Below are 17,567 nucleotides of genomic sequence, written 5' to 3' on the forward strand. Positions count from 1 at the left end.
TTTAACGGATTAGTCCTGAATAGCTGCTTTCCCAATCTTTCATTACGGGAGAATAGCCCATTTTCCGGATTTGTTTTTTTATGGTCTCCATATCCCGTTCGTCGCTGACTTCAAACTGCTCCAGTGCCTGAGGATCGACGACATAGCCGCCAGGATTCGTTTTTGAGGCCGCGCTCATTGTCGTTACACCGATAGGGATAATATGGTCCCTAAAACGTTCGTTTTCCCGGGTAGAAATGGAGATTTCCAGGTTTTCATTCCACAAGCGGTAAGCACAGATCAATTGCAGCAGATGCTTGTCTGATAGATCGAAATTGGGAGCTACGGAACCTTCGGCTGGCCGTAGCCGCGGAAAGGAGATTGAATACCGCGTTTGCCAATAGTGCTTTTGCAAATAGGCAATATGGGCTGCGGTAAAGAAGCTGTCCACACGCCAATCTTCCAGTCCGAGTAGCACGCCTAATCCGATTTTATGGATACCCGCCTGCCCGATGCGGTCGGGTGTGTCCAGCCGGTAATCAAAATTGGATTTCTTGCCTTTGGGATGATATTTTTTGTAGACCTCCCGATGATAAGTCTCCTGGTACACTAAAATAGCATATACCCCCGCAGCCTGTAGCAACTGATACTCCGCCAGTTCAAGCGGTTGTACCTCGATGGATATCTGGGCGAAATGAGGTTTGAGCAGTGTAATGGCCTGCAGAAAATAGTTAATTTCCACGGTCTTGTTTGCTTCACCGCTGACCAGTAATACATGATTGACACCCATGGATTTGAGCGCCATGGCTTCGAGCAATAGTTCTGTGTTGTTCAGGGTTTTGCGTCGAATTTTATTGTCCATGCTAAACCCGCAGTAGGTACAGATATTCTGGCATTCGTTGCTGAGGTAAAGTGGCGCATAGAGCTGTATGGTCTTACCAAAGCGGCGTTGTGTGATCTGCTGGGCTTTGACAGCCATCTGTTCCAGATAAGGTGCTGCTGCCGGCGATATCAGCGCGATGAAATCATTCAAGGTCAGATTATCCCTGTTTAATGCATGGCGTACCTCCAGATCGGAGCAGTTATAGATCTTCGTCTGAACCTCTTCCCAGCTGTATTGATCGAGTATCTCTTTAAAATTGTTCATAACGCAGCATCAATCAAATAAAAATGAAGTTAGCGGGCTTGAACTGACCGCGCCGGTGGAAAGCGCGCCTAAACCTGCTTCATAAGCTTGACGTCCAGCGATGACAGCTTGCTTAAAAGCCTCGGCCATGTGTACCGGATTTCCGGAAACGGCAATTGCAGTGTTGACCAATACGGCATCCGCGCCAATTTCCATGGCTTTTGCTGCATCCGAAGGGGCACCGATTCCAGCGTCAACGACGACGGGGACATTGCTCTCCTCGATAATAATTTCCAGAAAGTCCAGGGTACGAAGTCCTTTGTTGCTTCCGATCGGAGCTCCCAGGGGCATGACAACGGCGGTACCTGCATTCTCCAGACGTTTACAGAGCACCGGATCCGCATGGATATAAGGCATGACCACAAAGCCCAGCTTTGCCAGTGCTTCTGTTGCCCGTAGGGTTTCAATAGGATCTGGTAGCAGGTACCGTGGATCCGGATGTATTTCCAGCTTTACCCAGTTTGTCTCCAGGGCCTCCCGGGCAAGCTGAGCCGCTAAGACAGCTTCTTCGGCTGTTCTCGCTCCAGAAGTATTCGGAAGCAGGTCTATTTTTGTAAGGTCGAGCGCGGCGGTTAACTCATCATCGGCTCCAAGCTGGTCGATGCGTTTCAGTGCGACGGTAACCAGCTGTGAACCCGAAGCAGCAACGGCTGCGCTCATCTCGGTCAGATTGCCAAATTTGCCCGTTCCCATAAATAACCTGGATTCGAAGCTGCGATTGGCTATGTGTAATGTGCTCATGCGAAGAGATTTTTAATGGATGAAATAAGGTGCGGTGTTTGCGTGATCAATCCCGATACCGCGACACCGTAAACTCCTGTCTGTATTAAATGTTGAATATCTTCGGCACTGCTGATCCCGCCAATAGCAAAGATTGGAACAGGAGGGAGTTCCAGCCGGTGGATTTCCTGGAAGATATTTTGATATCCAGCCAAGCCCAATAGTGGGCTGAGCTTTTGTTTTGTATGCGTGTGTTTAAATGGCCCCAGGCCGATATAGTCACAATTTTCTGCGATCCGCTGTTGCACATCTTGCAGGCTATTAGCGGTGCCACCGATAATTTTTTCGGGGCCGAGCAACTGCCGTGCTTCCGCGATACCGCAATCCGTTAAGCCAAGATGTACACCATCCACATCCAGTTGCTTGGCCAGGTGTACATCATCATTGATGATACATTTGGCTCCAAACTGCTGGCAAACCTGTTGTATTTGCTTCGCAAGTATGGCGAATTCTGCTTCTCCCGCCTGTTTCCATCGGATCTGTATCCATGTGGCTCCGGCGTCCAGGGCTTTTAGGATATTGTTCTTTTGTTCAGCCTGCGTCAGCCCCTGTGAGATATATTGGAGTTTTTCGAGCATAAGTTTTTGCATGTTATAAAATGTTGAATAGGGTTGTTGGTTTGCCAGATGGCTCCCAGCAAGGCGATCCCATCTACACCTGCATGGATGGGAATCCGGCAATTTGAGGCTTGTATTCCGCCAAGACCGACCAGGCCGACATCAAAATTGGTCCGGAAGGGAAGTTGGCTCAGTACAGTATTTTCCTGGCCATAACCGACCTTGGAAATGCTTGGAAACAAAGGGCTTAAAAAGGCATAATCCCAGCTTTTGTCCAATGCGTTGAACTGATCGATATGGTGGACTGATGTCGAACAGATACCTCCGAAGTTTTGCGGATCGAATAGGCCGCTTTGGCGATCATGTGCGTTGAGATGAATCCGATTAATTTGAAGTGCATCCGACAGCTGCGGATGGGAGTGAAGAACCAGTCTATCGTGGTATATCGCATCGATAGATGCGATATAACGATACATTTGCTCATCCGTAAAATGATATTTGCGCAGATGCAAAAGATCGAGTCCATGCACAAAAAGATCATGGATGGTCTGTATTTCTGAGGCAAATTCTTCCGCTGCTGTCAATGCAATGATCATAAGTAGATTTCCTTTCCCTGTGCGATGAATTCCTGCGATTTTTCCAGCATACCCTGTGCGGCAGTATCCCGGATTTCCTGTGTAATTTTCATGGAGCAGAATTTGGGACCGCACATCGAGCAGAAATGAGCTACTTTGGCGGCATCCGCAGGTAATGTTTCGTCGTGGTACTCACGGGCAGTATCCGGATCAAGGGATAAGTTGAACTGATCTTCCCAACGGAATTCGAATCTAGCCTTGCTCAGCGCATTGTCACGGTATTGTGCCCCCGGATGACCTTTGGCCAGATCAGCTGCGTGTGCCGCCAGTTTGTAGGTAATCACGCCATCTTTCACATCTTTTTTATTGGGCAGGCCAAGATGTTCTTTGGGTGTGACATAACAGAGCATGGCACAGCCATACCAACCGATCATTGCCGCGCCGATCGCCGAGGTGATATGGTCATATCCTGGCGCGATATCGGTGGTCAGTGGCCCTAACGTATAAAATGGAGCTTCGTCACAACATTCCAGCTGTTTTTCCATATTTTCTTTGATCAATTGCATCGGCACGTGGCCCGGTCCCTCGATCATCACTTGTACATCGTGTTTCCAGGCAATTTTTGTCAATTCCCCCAAGGTTTCCAGTTCGGCAAATTGGGCTGCATCATTGGCATCTGCGATAGCACCGGGGCGCAGACCGTCACCCAGTGAAAAAGCAACATCATACTGCTTCATGATCTGACAGATTTCGTCAAAATGGGTATAGAGAAAGTTTTCCTGATGATGGAATAGACACCATTTAGCCATAATGGAGCCACCCCTTGACACAATGCCGGTCACGCGTTTTGCGGTTAGGTGAATATAGCGCAAGAGAACACCGGCATGGATCGTGAAATAGGAAACTCCCTGTTCCGCCTGCTCAATCAGCGTGTCCCGAAATATTTCCCAGGTGAGATCTTCGGCAACACCTTTCACCTTTTCAAGCGCCTGATAAATCGGAACAGTACCGATCGGCACGGGTGAGTTGCGAATAATCCATTCGCGGGTTTCGTGGATATTTTTGCCTGTAGACAGATCCATGATGGTATCGGCGCCCCAGCGGCAGGCCCATACTGCTTTTTCGACTTCTTCTTCGATGCTGGAGCTGACGGCGCTATTGCCGATGTTGGCATTGATTTTTACCAGAAAATTACGGCCGATAATCATCGGTTCGCTCTCGGGATGATTGATATTATTGGGTATAATAGCTCTACCGGCAGCAATTTCCTCCCGGACAAATTCCGGTGTAATATATTTTCCAGCTGTCCGGGCGCCGAAGTTCTCCCCGGGATGCTGATGATCCATTCCGGGTGTACTGTCGGCTAGTTGGGCTATACGTTGATTTTCACGAATGGCGACATATTCCATTTCCGGCGTAATGATACCTTTTCTGGCATAATGCAATTGCGTTACATTTTTTCCCGGTGCCGCAACTTTCGGCTTATGGCTGTAGGCAAAACGAAGCTCATCTAAGCTTGTATCTGCTAGGCGTTCTTGTCCGTACCGCGAACTGATACCGTCCAGCTGGTGCACATCACCACGGTCTAGGATCCATTGTTCCCGTAGCCGGGGAAGTCCCTTACGAATATCAATTTCCTGGGTTCCATCTGTATAGGGACCTGAGGTATCATAAATGGTGATTGGCGGGTTGACTTCGATCTGTCCATTGCTTAATTTGGTAGGGCTCAACGAAATCTGGCGCATGGCGACCTGAATGGGATAGAGTGTTCCAGGAACAAAAACTTTGGTTGAGTTTGGAAAAGCGGTCTGTGTGATTTTTTCTGATGTCATGTTAAGGAGAAATTAGGTATATTGAATAAGTTCCAAAGATGGTTAACCACCTTGCGTAGCGGTAATAAGTAGAATCTGGTCACTGGCACGTAGGGATGTGTTTGGCCAATCGTCTTTGGGAATAACCTGGTTATTGACGGCTACAGCGACACCTTGTGTTTTACCGGAAAGTTCAACCTGTAAAAGATCGGCTAGCGAATTTGGCGCGGGGTCGAAAAATCGGATTTGATGATTGATTGTAAGTTCCATTCCTTTTATTTTTTTGGTAAAACTTTAGGAATGGCTACAATAAGATACGGTAATGTATCCTGTAGACAGCTTACTTTTCCCTACGCCAGTATGATCTGGATCAGGTTATAAGGGTAAAATCTCAGCCCGCATATGCAGACACCCCTAAAGTCGCAACTAATATAGGACTATTTTGATGAAAAATCCAAAACATCCCTGTTAATTTTAAATACTGTTGCAATAAGACAAGGCTGTTTATTATGTTGAAAATATTTGATATATTCGTTTTTAAATCAACTAAAACAATTTAACGTCCTTTTGTAAACCTGCTGAATTCATCCCTGATTTCTTAGGAAACGCATTCTATTTTCATCGTGGGAAACACAAGAGGTCAACATGTATCTACGAAATATGAGGAAGACTTTACTGATGATCATGCTGAGCATGGGGACGTTATTGCATGCACAGCAGCAAAAAGAATGTGTACCTATTGCACTCCGATGCGAACATTTGGAGAACCCCTTGGGTGTAGACAAATTAAATCCCCGTTTAAGCTGGCAGCTGGATGATAAGCGACAGGGCGCAAAGCAATCTGCTTATCAAATCTTGGTAGACAGGGATTCAACAGCCCTAGTGAAAAATAAATCCCGTATTTGGAATAGTGGAAAGCAGTCTAATTCCGACATCTTGGTTCAGTATGATGGATCGACTTTGGAACCGCAGACAAAATATTTTTGGAGAGTCCTTGTCTGGGACAAAAATGGAAAGCCAAGCACATCCTCCATCGCCTCGTTCGAAACAGGGATGATGGGGATGCAGAACTGGAAGGGAAAATGGATCAATGATAAGCAGGACATTCACGAACAGGCGGCCCCTTATTTCAGAAAGGCTTTTAAAGCAGCCAAAGCAATCAAGTCGGCCCGGGCCTATATTGCGGCAGCAGGACTTTATGAGCTGTCCATAAATGGCAAGCGAATCGGCGATCACCGCCTTGATCCCATGTATACTCGGTTTGATAAACGCACATTGTATCTGGTGGAAGATGTGACCGGACAGCTTCAGCAGGGCGACAATGTCCTCGCTATTGTTTTGGGAAACGGCTGGTATAACCATCAAGCCCTGGCGGTATGGAATTTTGACAAGGCACCCTGGCGGGATCGTCCGACATTTTGTTTGGATTTGCGTATTGTCTATGAGGACGGTACTGAAGAAACAGTAAGTTCAGACCAAACCTGGAAGACTGCGGCAGGACCGATCCGCTACAATAATATTTATACCGGTGAACATTATGATGCCCGTCTGGAAATGCCAGGATGGGATACAGCAGCCTTTGATGATTCAGAATGGCATGCAGTGCAGTATCGGAAACCACCTTCCGCAAATATCGTCTCCCAGCAGATGGTACCGATACGGCTGGTCAGATCGTATAAACCGAAATTAATAAAAAAAATCGATGACAGGACCTATGTCTTTGATATGGGGCAAAATATGGCTGGTGTAACGAAGATCAAGATCGCTGGGAAAGCCGGGACGGTGGTCAAAATCAAGCATGGCGAACGCGTGCAGGCAAATGGCCGCTTGGATCAGTCCAATATTGATGTATATTACCGTGGAAACAAAGATCTGGAACCCTTTCAGACCGATATCCTGACACTGAGTGGCAGGAAAATGGATGAATTTATGGCGAAATTTGGCTATAAGGGCTTCCGTTATGTTGAGCTGAGCAGCAGTGAACCAATTGCAGTGGATGAATCGGCTGTTACGGCTTATTTTATGCATAGTGATGTACGGCCCATTGGCCAGCTGAAAACCTCTTCTTCGTTGATCAATGGGTTGTGGGAAGCGACTAACAACGCCTACCTGTCCAACTTGATGGGTTATCCCACGGACTGCCCACAACGGGAGAAAAATGGTTGGACGGGGGATGGGCACCTCGCAATTGAAACCGCCTATTATAATTTTGACGGGATTACCGTTTATGAGAAATGGATGGCGGATCATCGGGATGAGCAGCAGGAAAACGGCGTGTTGCCCGATATCATTCCGACCGGCGGCTGGGGATATGGTACGGCAAATGGCTTGGATTGGACAAGTACCATCGCCATTATTCCCTGGCAGACCTATTTGTTTTACGGTGATGCAAAGTTACTGGCAGAATGTTATGACAATATCAAGCGTTATGTGGATTACGTGGACGGAATTAGTCCGAATGGACTGACCACCTTTGGTCGTGGAGATTGGGTACCCGTCAAATCGCAATCTAATCTTGAGCTAACTTCGTCGGTGTACTTTTATGTGGATGCGACGATCTTAGCCGCGGCCGCAAAAATGTTTGGAAAGACCGGTGATCAGCAGAAATATGAACGATTGAGCCAGAAGATCAAAGACGCGATCAATACGAAATTTTTGGATACCACAACAGGGATCTACAGTACAGGGACACAGACCGAGTTAAGTGTACCCTTATATTGGGGCCTGGTACCCGAGGCGATGAAAGCCAAAGTTGCAGCCAACTTAAATAAGCGGGTAGAAGAGACCAATTTTCATTTGGATGTTGGTGTACTTGGGGCTAAAGCACTGCTGAATGCATTGAAGGATAATGGTTACGGCGAGACGGCGTATAAAGTCGCCGTACAGGATACTTATCCCTCCTGGGGCTGGTGGATTGTCAATGGTGCAACCACCTTGCTTGAAAATTGGGACCTACAGGCGACGCGGGATATTTCGGATAACCATATGATGTTTGGCGAGATCGGCGGCTGGTTTTTTAAATCCATTGGCGGTATCCTGCCAGATCCAACACAGGCTGGCTTTAAACATGTCTTGTTAAAACCTATTTTCCCGAAGGAGCTCAAGGAATCCTCGATTTCTTATCAATCGCCTTATGGTAAAATTGTGTCCAGTTGGCGAGTAAATGGAAACAAAATCGAATACACTGTCGAGATACCGGCGAATGCGACGGCAACCTTTTATCCGCCAGCGAATATCCGCAGTAGCGGTGCAGTCCAGTTGGAAGCAGGGAAATATCAAATGGATTTGGAATTAAAATAATAGGCCTGGTTTACATCCTATTTTTTTCTACTGGATATGGTTGTCATTGGCGGGGCTTTTCTTGCTATTATCTTCGGACCTTATTCGGATCGTTTGCGGTACTGACCAATATTGCTGCAGATCGGTGGCCGGTTTTACCCAAACAATTTCTGCATCGAATCTGCCTCAGGTCTGCTCTGGCTCAGCCACCTGTCTGGCTGTTAGCGAATATGATCCGAATTTGATCCGAAGAAAGGTGATCATTAACCAGTGAACAGTCCACGTATAAATGGATTGTCAGCCGCTCTTTTTTAGCAAAAGCAAAGCCTATTAAGGACGATATCCCATTTGTGAGCCAGTTATACTTTATTTTACCTATTAAAGGAGGTTTTTATTTACGATAGTTAATTTTAGTTCTTTTTAACTTATTGTGTTTATTGTACACGATAACGTTTTCGTTTGTTGCGCAATCGATTGCTCGGATTTATTGAATAATTTACTTCTATATTGGTCATAGCGATTATAATCCTACTACTAATTTTTTACCAAAGTTTTAAACTGTTTATAAACTTAATTTTGAAAACCAATGAAGAAAAACATCTTTTATGTAATTGCAATCTGCTTTGTCGGCTTATTTACCTCCTGTAAAAAGGATGGTGGTTGGATGCATCCGGTGCCTAATGATCCTGAACCGGTCAAATTGGCCATTGCAGATAGTGTACAAACGTTCAAAGTAATGCCTTCGGCATCGACAGAGACCGATCGATTGCAATTCAGGGCAAATCACAACGATATGCAGGCAACGGGATTTTATGCTGCTCCCAATAGTACAATAACGGTAACTGTTAACGTCAAAGCTGGTTCAACAGGAGCCCGACTTGCGATCGGTACTCCTTTTAGGGATAATATCAGGCCTGTGAGACAATACTTTGATCTACAGCCGGGAACGCAATCGTTTACAGTAGATCAATACGGAGGGTTGGTTTATTTGATCTATACCGCGAATAATTATACAACAACAGGAGAAATTGAACTTACTTTCGGCAATGGATTTATTCCTGTTCCGTATTTTCAAAAAGGTAAAACAACCCATGATCAATGGGTGCTGACATTGGATTCGCTTAAGAACATTGCGCCGGATGTGGTCTTTTCTTCCGACCGTACCATTATGGTCGCTAATATGGATGAGGCTCTTCTTTATAAGGGCGAGGATCAACAATTGATCGTTAATCGATTGGATTCGATCATCGGTTTTTCAAATCGTATTAGTGGCTTGAGCGGTACAAGCGGTGTACATGCCATCCCTTACAATAAACATTTGATCACGGTTAGGGATTCTGCTTCTGGCGGATATATGGCGGCAGGTATTTCTATTTTTTATACGGAATCATTGTCTTATCGCATGCTGCAGCCTAAATATCTTTCCAACACCAATGGATGGGGGATCTGGCACGAAGTAGGACATACCTATCAGCAGAAAGCTTGGACTTGGAACAATCTGACGGAAACGACGGTCAATGTTTATTCGTTAGCATGTGAGCGAGGTTTTGGTCTGCCTGTTAGTCGTGTTACTGCAAACAATGCATGGCCCAAATTGGATACTTATCTCCAAAAGCCTATTACCGAACGAGATTTCAATTTGGGTGATAATGACTTGAAGATGATTATGTTCCATCAATTGTGGTTGGCTTTTGGTGATGATCTCTATATTAATTTGAGCAAGGCTACGCGTGAGAATCGCCCTGTTTTATCAACAGATGCGGATAAAATGCGCTATTTTATGCTTTCAGCTTGTCAAATTTCACAGAAAGACCTTTCAGACTTTTTTAGAAAATGGGGCTTCAAAGTTAATGAATCTGTTTATACGGAGATTGCCAACTTTAATTTTCCAGCGCCGAATCAAGATATTACGGCATTGAGGGATTAAAATTTCATTTTTAATAGTTAGTTAGGGTACATGATCATTCGTGTGCCCTTTTTTATTCAGGGAAGCTGAACAGTATAAAAACAAGAAAAGCCCATCGTTAGATGAGCTTTCTTGTACCTAGGGCGGGAATCGAACCCGCACTCCCTTAACGGGAACAGGATTTTAAGTCCTGCGTGTCTACCAGTTCCACCACCTAGGCAGGTGAGCGAAAAACGAGATTCGAACTCGCGACCCCAACCTTGGCAAGGTTGTGCTCTACCAACTGAGCTATTTTCGCATGGAATTTATTTTTTCAAGTATTTCAGAACTTCGCGTTCTGTTTCTTTTGGTGGTGCCAGCTGGATTCGAACCAGCGACACAAGGATTTTCAGTCCTTTGCTCTACCAACTGAGCTATGGCACCTTTTCAATACTAGGCGTTTGCCTTATTGATGCTGCAAATATAGAGGGATTATTTGAAATACAAAAGGCAAAAGCGCTTTTTTTTGCGTTTAAACGCCAACCCATTGATTCCTAAGTGGAAAAAATAAAGGGCTATTCGATGTGAATAGCCCTTTGATATGGTCTAGGTGGATCTGATTAAGATAATTTACCTACTTCTAATACTAGATCAACGATTTTGTTTGAATAACCCCACTCGTTGTCGTACCAAGATACCACTTTAACGAAGTTATCATTCAAAGAAATACCAGCTTTAGCATCGAAGATTGATGTACGTGCATCACCCAAGAAGTCAGTTGAAACAACCTCATCCTCAGTGTAACCCAAAATACCTTTCAATTCACCTTCAGAAGCTTCTTTCATCGCAGTTTTGATCTCTTCGTATGAAGCACCTTTGTTCAAACGTACTGTCAAGTCAACAACTGAAACGTCAGCAGTAGGAACACGTAATGACATACCTGTCAATTTACCTTTCAATTCAGGAAGTACCAAACCTACAGCTTTAGCAGCACCTGTAGATGAAGGGATGATGTTTTGGTAAGCACCACGGCCACCTCTCCAGTCTTTCACTGAAGGACCATCCACAGTCTTTTGCGTAGCTGTTACCGCGTGTACGGTAGTCATCAAACCTTCAACGATACCAAATTTGTCATTCAATACTTTAGCGATAGGCGCTAAACAGTTTGTTGTACATGATGCATTTGAAACGATATGTTGATCAGCTTTTAATTCTTTGTGGTTTACACCCATTACGAAAGTAGGGGTATCATCTTTTGCCGGAGCAGACATCACAACTTTTTTCGCACCTGCGTCAATGTGTTTTTGAGCCAACTCCTGAGTAAGGAAGAAACCTGTAGATTCGATGATTACTTCAGCACCTACTTCATTCCATTTCAAGTTTGCTGGATCTTTTTCAGCAGTTACACGGATTGTTTTGCCATTCACGACCAAGTTACCATCTTTCACCTCTACAGTACCATCAAATTTACCGTGAGTTGAATCGTATTTCAACATATAAGCCATATAATCAGGCTCAACTAAGTCATTGATACCAACAATTTCAATTTCTGGACGATTGATAGCAGCTCTGAATGCTAAACGACCAATACGGCCAAATCCGTTAATTCCAATTTTCATATTCTTAATTTTTATTGATATAATATTTAATTAAATTATGTATCGGCTCCTTAACTACGGTGCCAATACTGATATTAAATTCTTCTGTAGCAACTTCCCGGAGGATGTTTTCATAATTGAAAGCTACCGAACCTGTAAAATTCACATCACTATCCGGATACTCTTTCATTAATGGCTTAATGTACGTCTTAATGAAGATGCGCAGTCCGTTTTTGATCAGCTGATTGATAAATAGGTGATCCTTATTTTCAAGTACAAAATCGGTAAATGAATTTAAAAAGTTGGTTGGCTGCGGCGCAATATAGACCTTCTCCAAAATACTTTTCTTGTCCAGGGTAAATTCTTTTTCCAATTTATCTTTCAGATCGACCGGAAGCGTGTCGGTCATATAATGTTTCAGCAATTGCTGACTGTTCCAGTTTGTCGCCCCTTCATCTGCGAGAATGTAACCCAGACCATAGTTGTTCTCAATGATTTTCTTACCGGTATAATAGGCCGCGTTCGATCCACTTCCGATAATGCCGACAATGCCTTTTTCATCACCAAAGGTTGAAATGGCTGAAGCAATGACATCATGGTCTACCTTGACACGGGCATTGACAAAAAAGCGCTCGAACACATTTTTGATCTTGTCCTTACGTTCTTTTGATGAGGAGCCGGCACCAAAAAAATAAATACGTTTTATTTTTTCAGCGTTATTGATCAAATTGGTGTTTCTATTTAAATGCTGTAGTATGGACCGTTCATCCTGTAGATAGGGGTTGATACCATTCATGCGAAATCCGGTTGTTATTCGGCCTTTGTCGGCCAACCGCCAGTCTGAGAATCGGGATCCACTGTATACTACTGCTATCATCGTCTGCTTAATTTTATATTACAAAATCTCAGCCATTTCCAATAGATCAGGGCTAAGCTTAATTTCCTTATTGCTGATAGCTTCCTCGATCGGAGTAGTTTTAATTTCGTTACCACGGAGACCTACGGTGATCCGTGTATTGCCTGCTAAAATTTCATTAACGGCGGCAAAACCCAATCGACTAGCTAATACACGGTCGAAGCTTGTTGGAGATCCGCCGCGTTGCAAATGCCCTAATATACTAACTTTCGTGTCGTAATGATCAAATTTTTCCTTTACTTTTTTTGCGACATAATAGGCACCACCGTTTTGATCGCCTTCGGCAACGATCACAATTGAAGAAGATTTCTTTTTGATGGCTCCATCTTCCAGGTGACTGATTAAGTCATCAATAGCAGTCTCCTTTTCTGGAAGTAGGATCGCTTCTGCACCACCTGCAATTCCAGCATTTAATGCAATACAGCCTGAATCTCTACCCATGACCTCCACAAAGAAGAGGCGCTCATGCGACGCTGCGGTGTCTCTGATTTTGTCAATGGCTTCAATAACGGTGTTGTTTGCGGTATCGTAACCAATGGTATAATCTGAGCCATATAGGTCATTGTCAATCGTTCCTGGGATACCTACGATGGGAATTTCAAATTCTTTGGAAAAGAAATTCGCACCCGTAAAAGTACCATCACCACCAATAACCACCAAAGCATCTATTTCGGCAGCCTTTAAATTATCATATGCAATTTTTCGCCCCTCGGTTGTTTTAAACTCAAGACAACGTGCTGTTTTTAATATTGTACCACCACGCTGTATGATATTGCTCACCGAACGGGTATCCATTTCTTTGAAATTTCCGTCAATCAAACCTTGGTAGCCCTGATAGATCCCAGTGACCTGAAGGCCCTTGTGTAATGCTGTACGGACAACTGCACGAATACAGGCATTCATGCCCGGTGCATCACCGCCAGATGTTAATACGCCTATTTTTTTAATTTCTTTTATCACACTCTATATTTTAGGTTTTACGAATATAAGATTTTTATAGTGTATATTCTACACTTTGAATAAATTTTTCATTATTTTTTTGCGCATCACGTTTAGGAAGCGTATAATTGTTACAGGTAACCCGATGATTAGTAGCCAATAAATTTAGCTCAGTATATTGCACATAAATAAATTTAGAAGTTTTGTATAGTAATTTTACCGTAGACTGCGTCATATTAGGCTTTCATGAAGGAGAATTAAAGGTTCTTTTGGCTGAAAGAAATGAATATCCTTTTAAGGATTGGTGGGCATTGCCAGGCTTTTTCGTGGACAATGACGAAGAGATGGAAGATGCCGTGAAGAGAATTCTGTATGAAAATACAGGTTTGAAGGATGTATTTATGGACCAATTGCATTCTTTTGCGGGCTTAAAACGGCACCCAAAAGGGCGTATTCTGACCGTAGCATACTATGCCCTGATTCAGCTGGATAACACAAAACTGAAGACAAAGCCTGTTACAAACTATATGAAGCAGGCAAAATGGTTTCCTGTCAGAAATGTCCCTGAATTGGCGTTTGACCATAAGCAGATTTTGGATTTATGCCTGGAAAGGTTGCAGCGCCGTCTGGCTTATAAACCCATCGCTTTTGAGCTGTTGCCTGAAAAATTTACCCTGACACAATTACAGTTGGTGTATGAGGGAATATTGAATAAAACATTGGATAAGCGCAATTTTAGAAAGAAAATGCAGAATTATGGCTTCCTAAAGGAGCTGGATGAGGTGCAGACCGGTGTCGCTTACCGGGCAGCAAGGCTCTATAAGCTGGACAAAAGAAAATTCCTCAAACATTTTCAGAATACTGTAGCGTTTTAATAAATTCTGAGTTATTAAGAAAAGGCAAACTTCCAAAGTTTGCCTTTTTTGTTGTCAACTAAATATCAAATTAATAGCGATTTCAAAATATATTTTGTACAGGAAGTTACTTTTTATATTTTTGAACAATTTCCGATAAAAGTCAGAAAGTAGAAAGGAGTTTTTTGAAGAATGGAAGATAGAAAAGACCAGATCATTGATGCTGCCATAAGACGTTTTATGCATTATGGTTTTAGTAAGACAACAATGAATGAGATTGCGGAGGATATAAAAATTACCAAAGCGAATTTGTATTACTATTACTCAGAGAAGAATGTGCTCATACGGGATGTGATCATCCGATTGACTGACGAGTACCGGGAAGAGGAAGAGAGGTTAGTCGCCGCGCACAGGGGGACAACCTACGAAGTGATCATGAAAATATTGGAATTACGGGACGCCTTTGTACGCAAATATTATATGTTGCACATGAACGAGAATCTGGAATGGATTAAAGGGCTTTCAATGCAGGATTTTTTTCAGTGCCTGCACAATCGTGATGTAAATGCGCTTTATGAAATACTGAAGGTTGGGGCTGAAAATGGCGAGCTCAATGGCGAGCATCTCTATGAAACCGCTGAAATCTATGTCGAGCTGATGAAGAGTCTCTCCCTGATGTGCAATATTTCTGATATCATTTCGGGAATACCTAATCAGGATCGTTTTGATGAAGTGCTACAGAAACAAAAGCTAGCTACGAAGCTGTTTTTTAATGGTATAAATAAAAAATAGATATAAAATTAGGATAAATAAATTAGGAATGAAAACAATCAGAATACTAGCCAGCCTTTTATTAGGTACGATGGTTTTCCAAAGTCATGCACAGCAGCAATTAAGCCTAAGTGATGCGATCAAATTTGCTTTGCAGAATAAAAAGGAAGCAAAGAAGGCCAAGTTGGATCTCGAAAATTCACAATATCAGATTGATGAGGTAAGAGGTAGCGCATTGCCTCAGATCAACGCCAACGGTTCCCTGAAATACAATGTATTGATTCCAGAAATGGTGTTGGAAGCAGGTGGGCAAACCCAAAAAATCAAAATGGGACAACCCTGGAATTCAAATGCCGTCGTTTCTTTAAACCAACAGTTATTTAACCAATCGATCTTTACAGGGTTAAAAGCAGCTAGGACAACAAAGGAATTTTATCAGATTAATGCTCAGTTAACAGATGAACAGCTTATTGAAAAAGTAGCTAACGCTTACTACGATATCTATCAGGAACATCTTAGACTGCAAACAATAGAAAATAACCTGCAGAGCACCACTAAAACCAAAGAGGTGACAGAGGGGCTTGTCAAAGCCGGACTGGCAAAAAAAATCGACTTGGATCGTCTTGTGGTCAATGTGAATAACCTAGAGGCCCAAAAACAGCAGACAAGTAGCGCTGTGCAGATCAAGGAGAATGCGCTGAAATTTGCGATCGGTAAACCAATCGAGGAAGATATTGAATTGTCGAACGAAACTTTTGAGATCAACCCGGTATTGGCAATGGAATCGGACAATATTGAGAATCGTACCGAGGTGCAGCTGATGAAGAAACAGATTGAACTGTATGAATTGAACAAGAAATCTAAAGTGGCGGATCTTTATCCCAAACTATCCTTGGGTGCTGACTTTGGTTTCAATGGTTTTGGTAAAGGGTTTCCGATCGGTGGTGATTTTAGCTGGCCAAAGACCTCGAGTATCGGACTTAACCTTTCGGTGCCGATATTTACAGGCGGAACGACCAAAGCAAGAATCAATCAGGCCGATATCCAGATCAGACAGGCCCAGGTGGACTTGGAAGATACAAAGCTTGGCCTTAGCCTGGCGAAGGAAAATGCCAAATCTCAGATTAAGATCAGCTTACTGACTATCGACAACAATCGCCGAAATGTGAAATTGGCCAAAGGAGTCCTGGATGATACAAAAAACAACTTTAACAATGGCTTGGCAACTTTAACTGAGTTACTGGATGCGGAAAGAGCATTAGCTGATGCCGAAAATAACCTGAATACAAGTTTATTGAACTATAAGGTTGCTGAAGTACAGATTATTAAATCGAATGGCGAGTTAAAATCACTAATTAACGAATAATTGACTAATACAATATGAAACGCGGAATTATTACCCTACTTATTATTGCTGCTGGTCTGGCAGGAATATTTTTTGTGTTAAATAAAAATAAAAAGAAAAACGAAGCGGAAACGGCTGAGGTTGCCAAAACAAATGCGGCAATTGCGGTCCGTATCGATACGGCAAAGGTAAGCTCAATGGACCTACGTTACACGGCTAATGGAACTTTTGCGCCAAAGCAAGAAGTCACCGTATCTGCGGAGACTGCGGGTAGAGTGGTGAAGGTATTGGTCGACGAGGGTTCCCGTGTGAGTGCTGGACAAACTCTGGCAATTATCGAAGGTGACAAGCTCAATGTCAATGTAGCTAATGCGCAAGCCGCATTTACGAATGCGCAGGCGGACTTACATCGATTTGAAAGTGCTTTTTCTACAGGTGGTGTTACCAAACAGCAGCTTGATCAGGTGAAGTTGCAATTTGAAAACGCCAAGAATAATTTGAGAGCATCAAAATTGAATGCTGGTGATGTTACCATCAAAACATCGGTTTCCGGGGTGGTCAATGCACGTAAAATTGAGCCCGGAACGTATTTAAATGTTGGCGCTCCGGCTTTTGATATCGTCAATGTCGGTACCTTAAAATTACGGGTCAATGTGGATGAAAAAAATGTGGCTACATTGCGGGTTGGGCAATCAGTTGACGTGTCAGCAAGTGTCTATGCAGACCAAAGATTCACCGGTAAGGTGACATTTATTGCTCCTAAATCGGACGGAAGCTTGAATTTCCCGGTAGAAATCGAAGTCAATAACGCATCGAATCAATTGCGTGCCGGTATGTATGGTACAGCAATATTTGGCGAAGGTGTTGCCGGTAATACCTTGATCGTACCTCGCAATGCATTTGTCGGTAGTGTGAGCGACAATAAAATATTCGTTCTTAAAAATGGTAAAGCAATCGAAACCAATGTGAAATCCGGAAGAAATTTTGGCGATTACATTGAAATCTTGGGTGGTCTGCAAAATGGCGACCAAGTGATTGTTTCGGGTCAAATCAATCTGTTTGATCAGAGCCCTGTTGAAATTATTAAATAAT

The 17,567-nt window shown here is 43.5% G+C and carries 15 protein-coding genes, 3 tRNA genes and 1 riboswitch; of the genes, 6 read left to right on the plus strand and 12 right to left on the minus strand.

Features of this window, described 5'->3' with window-relative positions:
• Position 1: 1 nt before the first annotated feature.
• Genes thiH through thiS form a run of 6 tightly spaced genes read right to left on the minus strand, consistent with a single transcriptional unit; the run spans position 2 to position 5,158 of the window.
• Positions 2-1,126, minus strand: coding sequence for a 2-iminoacetate synthase ThiH (gene thiH / locus ACK8HY_RS04595; protein WP_416132912.1), 1,125 nt, complete (start codon positions 1,124-1,126; stop codon positions 2-4).
• A gap of 9 nt (positions 1,127-1,135) precedes the next feature.
• A complete protein-coding gene (locus ACK8HY_RS04600; RefSeq protein ID WP_416132913.1) occupies positions 1,136-1,906 on the minus strand; it encodes a thiazole synthase in 771 nt (256 codons plus the stop codon).
• Positions 1,903-2,523: a thiamine phosphate synthase gene (gene thiE / locus ACK8HY_RS04605; RefSeq protein ID WP_416132914.1), complete on the minus strand. Its 621-nt coding sequence runs from the start codon at positions 2,521-2,523 to the stop codon at positions 1,903-1,905. Before thiE ends, ACK8HY_RS04600 begins: the two co-directional genes overlap by 4 nt.
• The gene (locus ACK8HY_RS04610; protein ID WP_416132915.1) at positions 2,487-3,098 is read right to left on the minus strand and encodes a thiamine phosphate synthase; all 612 of its coding nucleotides are present in this window, start codon (positions 3,096-3,098) and stop codon (positions 2,487-2,489) included. Before ACK8HY_RS04610 ends, thiE begins: the two co-directional genes overlap by 37 nt.
• The gene (gene thiC, locus ACK8HY_RS04615; RefSeq protein ID WP_416132916.1) at positions 3,095-4,909 is read right to left on the minus strand and encodes a phosphomethylpyrimidine synthase ThiC; all 1,815 of its coding nucleotides are present in this window, start codon (positions 4,907-4,909) and stop codon (positions 3,095-3,097) included. The genes ACK8HY_RS04610 and thiC overlap by 4 nt, the downstream gene beginning before the upstream one ends.
• 42 nt (positions 4,910-4,951) lie before the next feature.
• The gene (thiS, locus tag ACK8HY_RS04620) at positions 4,952-5,158 is read right to left on the minus strand and encodes a sulfur carrier protein ThiS (RefSeq protein ID WP_077434881.1); all 207 of its coding nucleotides are present in this window, start codon (positions 5,156-5,158) and stop codon (positions 4,952-4,954) included.
• A 60-nt stretch (positions 5,159-5,218) separates the two neighbouring features.
• Positions 5,219-5,314: riboswitch (TPP riboswitch) on the minus strand.
• 234 nt (positions 5,315-5,548) lie between these two features.
• On the opposite strand from thiS, the gene ACK8HY_RS04625 reads away from it, so the two are divergent.
• On the plus strand, positions 5,549-8,188 hold the full coding sequence (locus tag ACK8HY_RS04625) for a family 78 glycoside hydrolase catalytic domain (RefSeq protein ID WP_416132917.1): 2,640 nt from the start codon (positions 5,549-5,551) through the stop codon (positions 8,186-8,188).
• A gap of 565 nt (positions 8,189-8,753) precedes the next feature.
• A complete protein-coding gene (locus ACK8HY_RS04630; RefSeq protein ID WP_416132918.1) occupies positions 8,754-10,094 on the plus strand; it encodes a M60 family metallopeptidase in 1,341 nt (446 codons plus the stop codon).
• 114 nt (positions 10,095-10,208) lie between these two features.
• Here the strand turns inward: ACK8HY_RS04630 and ACK8HY_RS04635 are convergent.
• From ACK8HY_RS04635 to pfkA, 6 genes are all read right to left on the minus strand, one after another.
• Positions 10,209-10,293, minus strand: a tRNA-Leu gene (locus tag ACK8HY_RS04635).
• A gap of 5 nt (positions 10,294-10,298) precedes the next feature.
• Positions 10,299-10,371, minus strand: a tRNA-Gly gene (locus tag ACK8HY_RS04640).
• 49 nt (positions 10,372-10,420) lie between these two features.
• A tRNA-Phe gene (locus ACK8HY_RS04645) sits at positions 10,421-10,496 on the minus strand.
• A gap of 176 nt (positions 10,497-10,672) precedes the next feature.
• Positions 10,673-11,671, minus strand: coding sequence for a type I glyceraldehyde-3-phosphate dehydrogenase (gap, locus tag ACK8HY_RS04650; RefSeq protein ID WP_077434877.1), 999 nt, complete (start codon positions 11,669-11,671; stop codon positions 10,673-10,675).
• 4 nt (positions 11,672-11,675) lie between these two features.
• Entirely contained in the window at positions 11,676-12,527 is an 852-nt protein-coding gene (locus tag ACK8HY_RS04655) for a hypothetical protein (RefSeq protein ID WP_077434875.1), read from the minus strand.
• An 18-nt stretch (positions 12,528-12,545) separates the two neighbouring features.
• Complete coding sequence (gene pfkA / locus ACK8HY_RS04660) at positions 12,546-13,523, minus strand: 6-phosphofructokinase (protein WP_077435901.1); 978 nt, start codon at positions 13,521-13,523, stop codon at positions 12,546-12,548.
• A 185-nt stretch (positions 13,524-13,708) separates the two neighbouring features.
• Between pfkA and ACK8HY_RS04665 the strand changes: the two genes are divergently transcribed.
• From ACK8HY_RS04665 to ACK8HY_RS04680, 4 genes are all read left to right on the plus strand, one after another.
• The gene (locus tag ACK8HY_RS04665) at positions 13,709-14,380 is read left to right on the plus strand and encodes an NUDIX hydrolase (protein ID WP_172394375.1); all 672 of its coding nucleotides are present in this window, start codon (positions 13,709-13,711) and stop codon (positions 14,378-14,380) included.
• Positions 14,381-14,551: 171 nt separating this feature from the next.
• Positions 14,552-15,151, plus strand: coding sequence for a TetR/AcrR family transcriptional regulator (locus ACK8HY_RS04670; protein WP_416132919.1), 600 nt, complete (start codon positions 14,552-14,554; stop codon positions 15,149-15,151).
• 28 nt (positions 15,152-15,179) lie between these two features.
• A complete protein-coding gene (locus ACK8HY_RS04675; RefSeq protein ID WP_416132920.1) occupies positions 15,180-16,496 on the plus strand; it encodes a TolC family protein in 1,317 nt (438 codons plus the stop codon).
• Between the two features lie 14 nt (positions 16,497-16,510).
• A complete protein-coding gene (locus ACK8HY_RS04680; protein ID WP_416132921.1) occupies positions 16,511-17,566 on the plus strand; it encodes an efflux RND transporter periplasmic adaptor subunit in 1,056 nt (351 codons plus the stop codon).
• The last annotated feature ends 1 nt before the right edge of the window (position 17,567 follow it).

It is taken from the genome of Sphingobacterium sp. NGMCC 1.201703, from assembly GCF_047784615.1.
Lineage (GTDB): Bacteria > Bacteroidota > Bacteroidia > Sphingobacteriales > Sphingobacteriaceae > Sphingobacterium.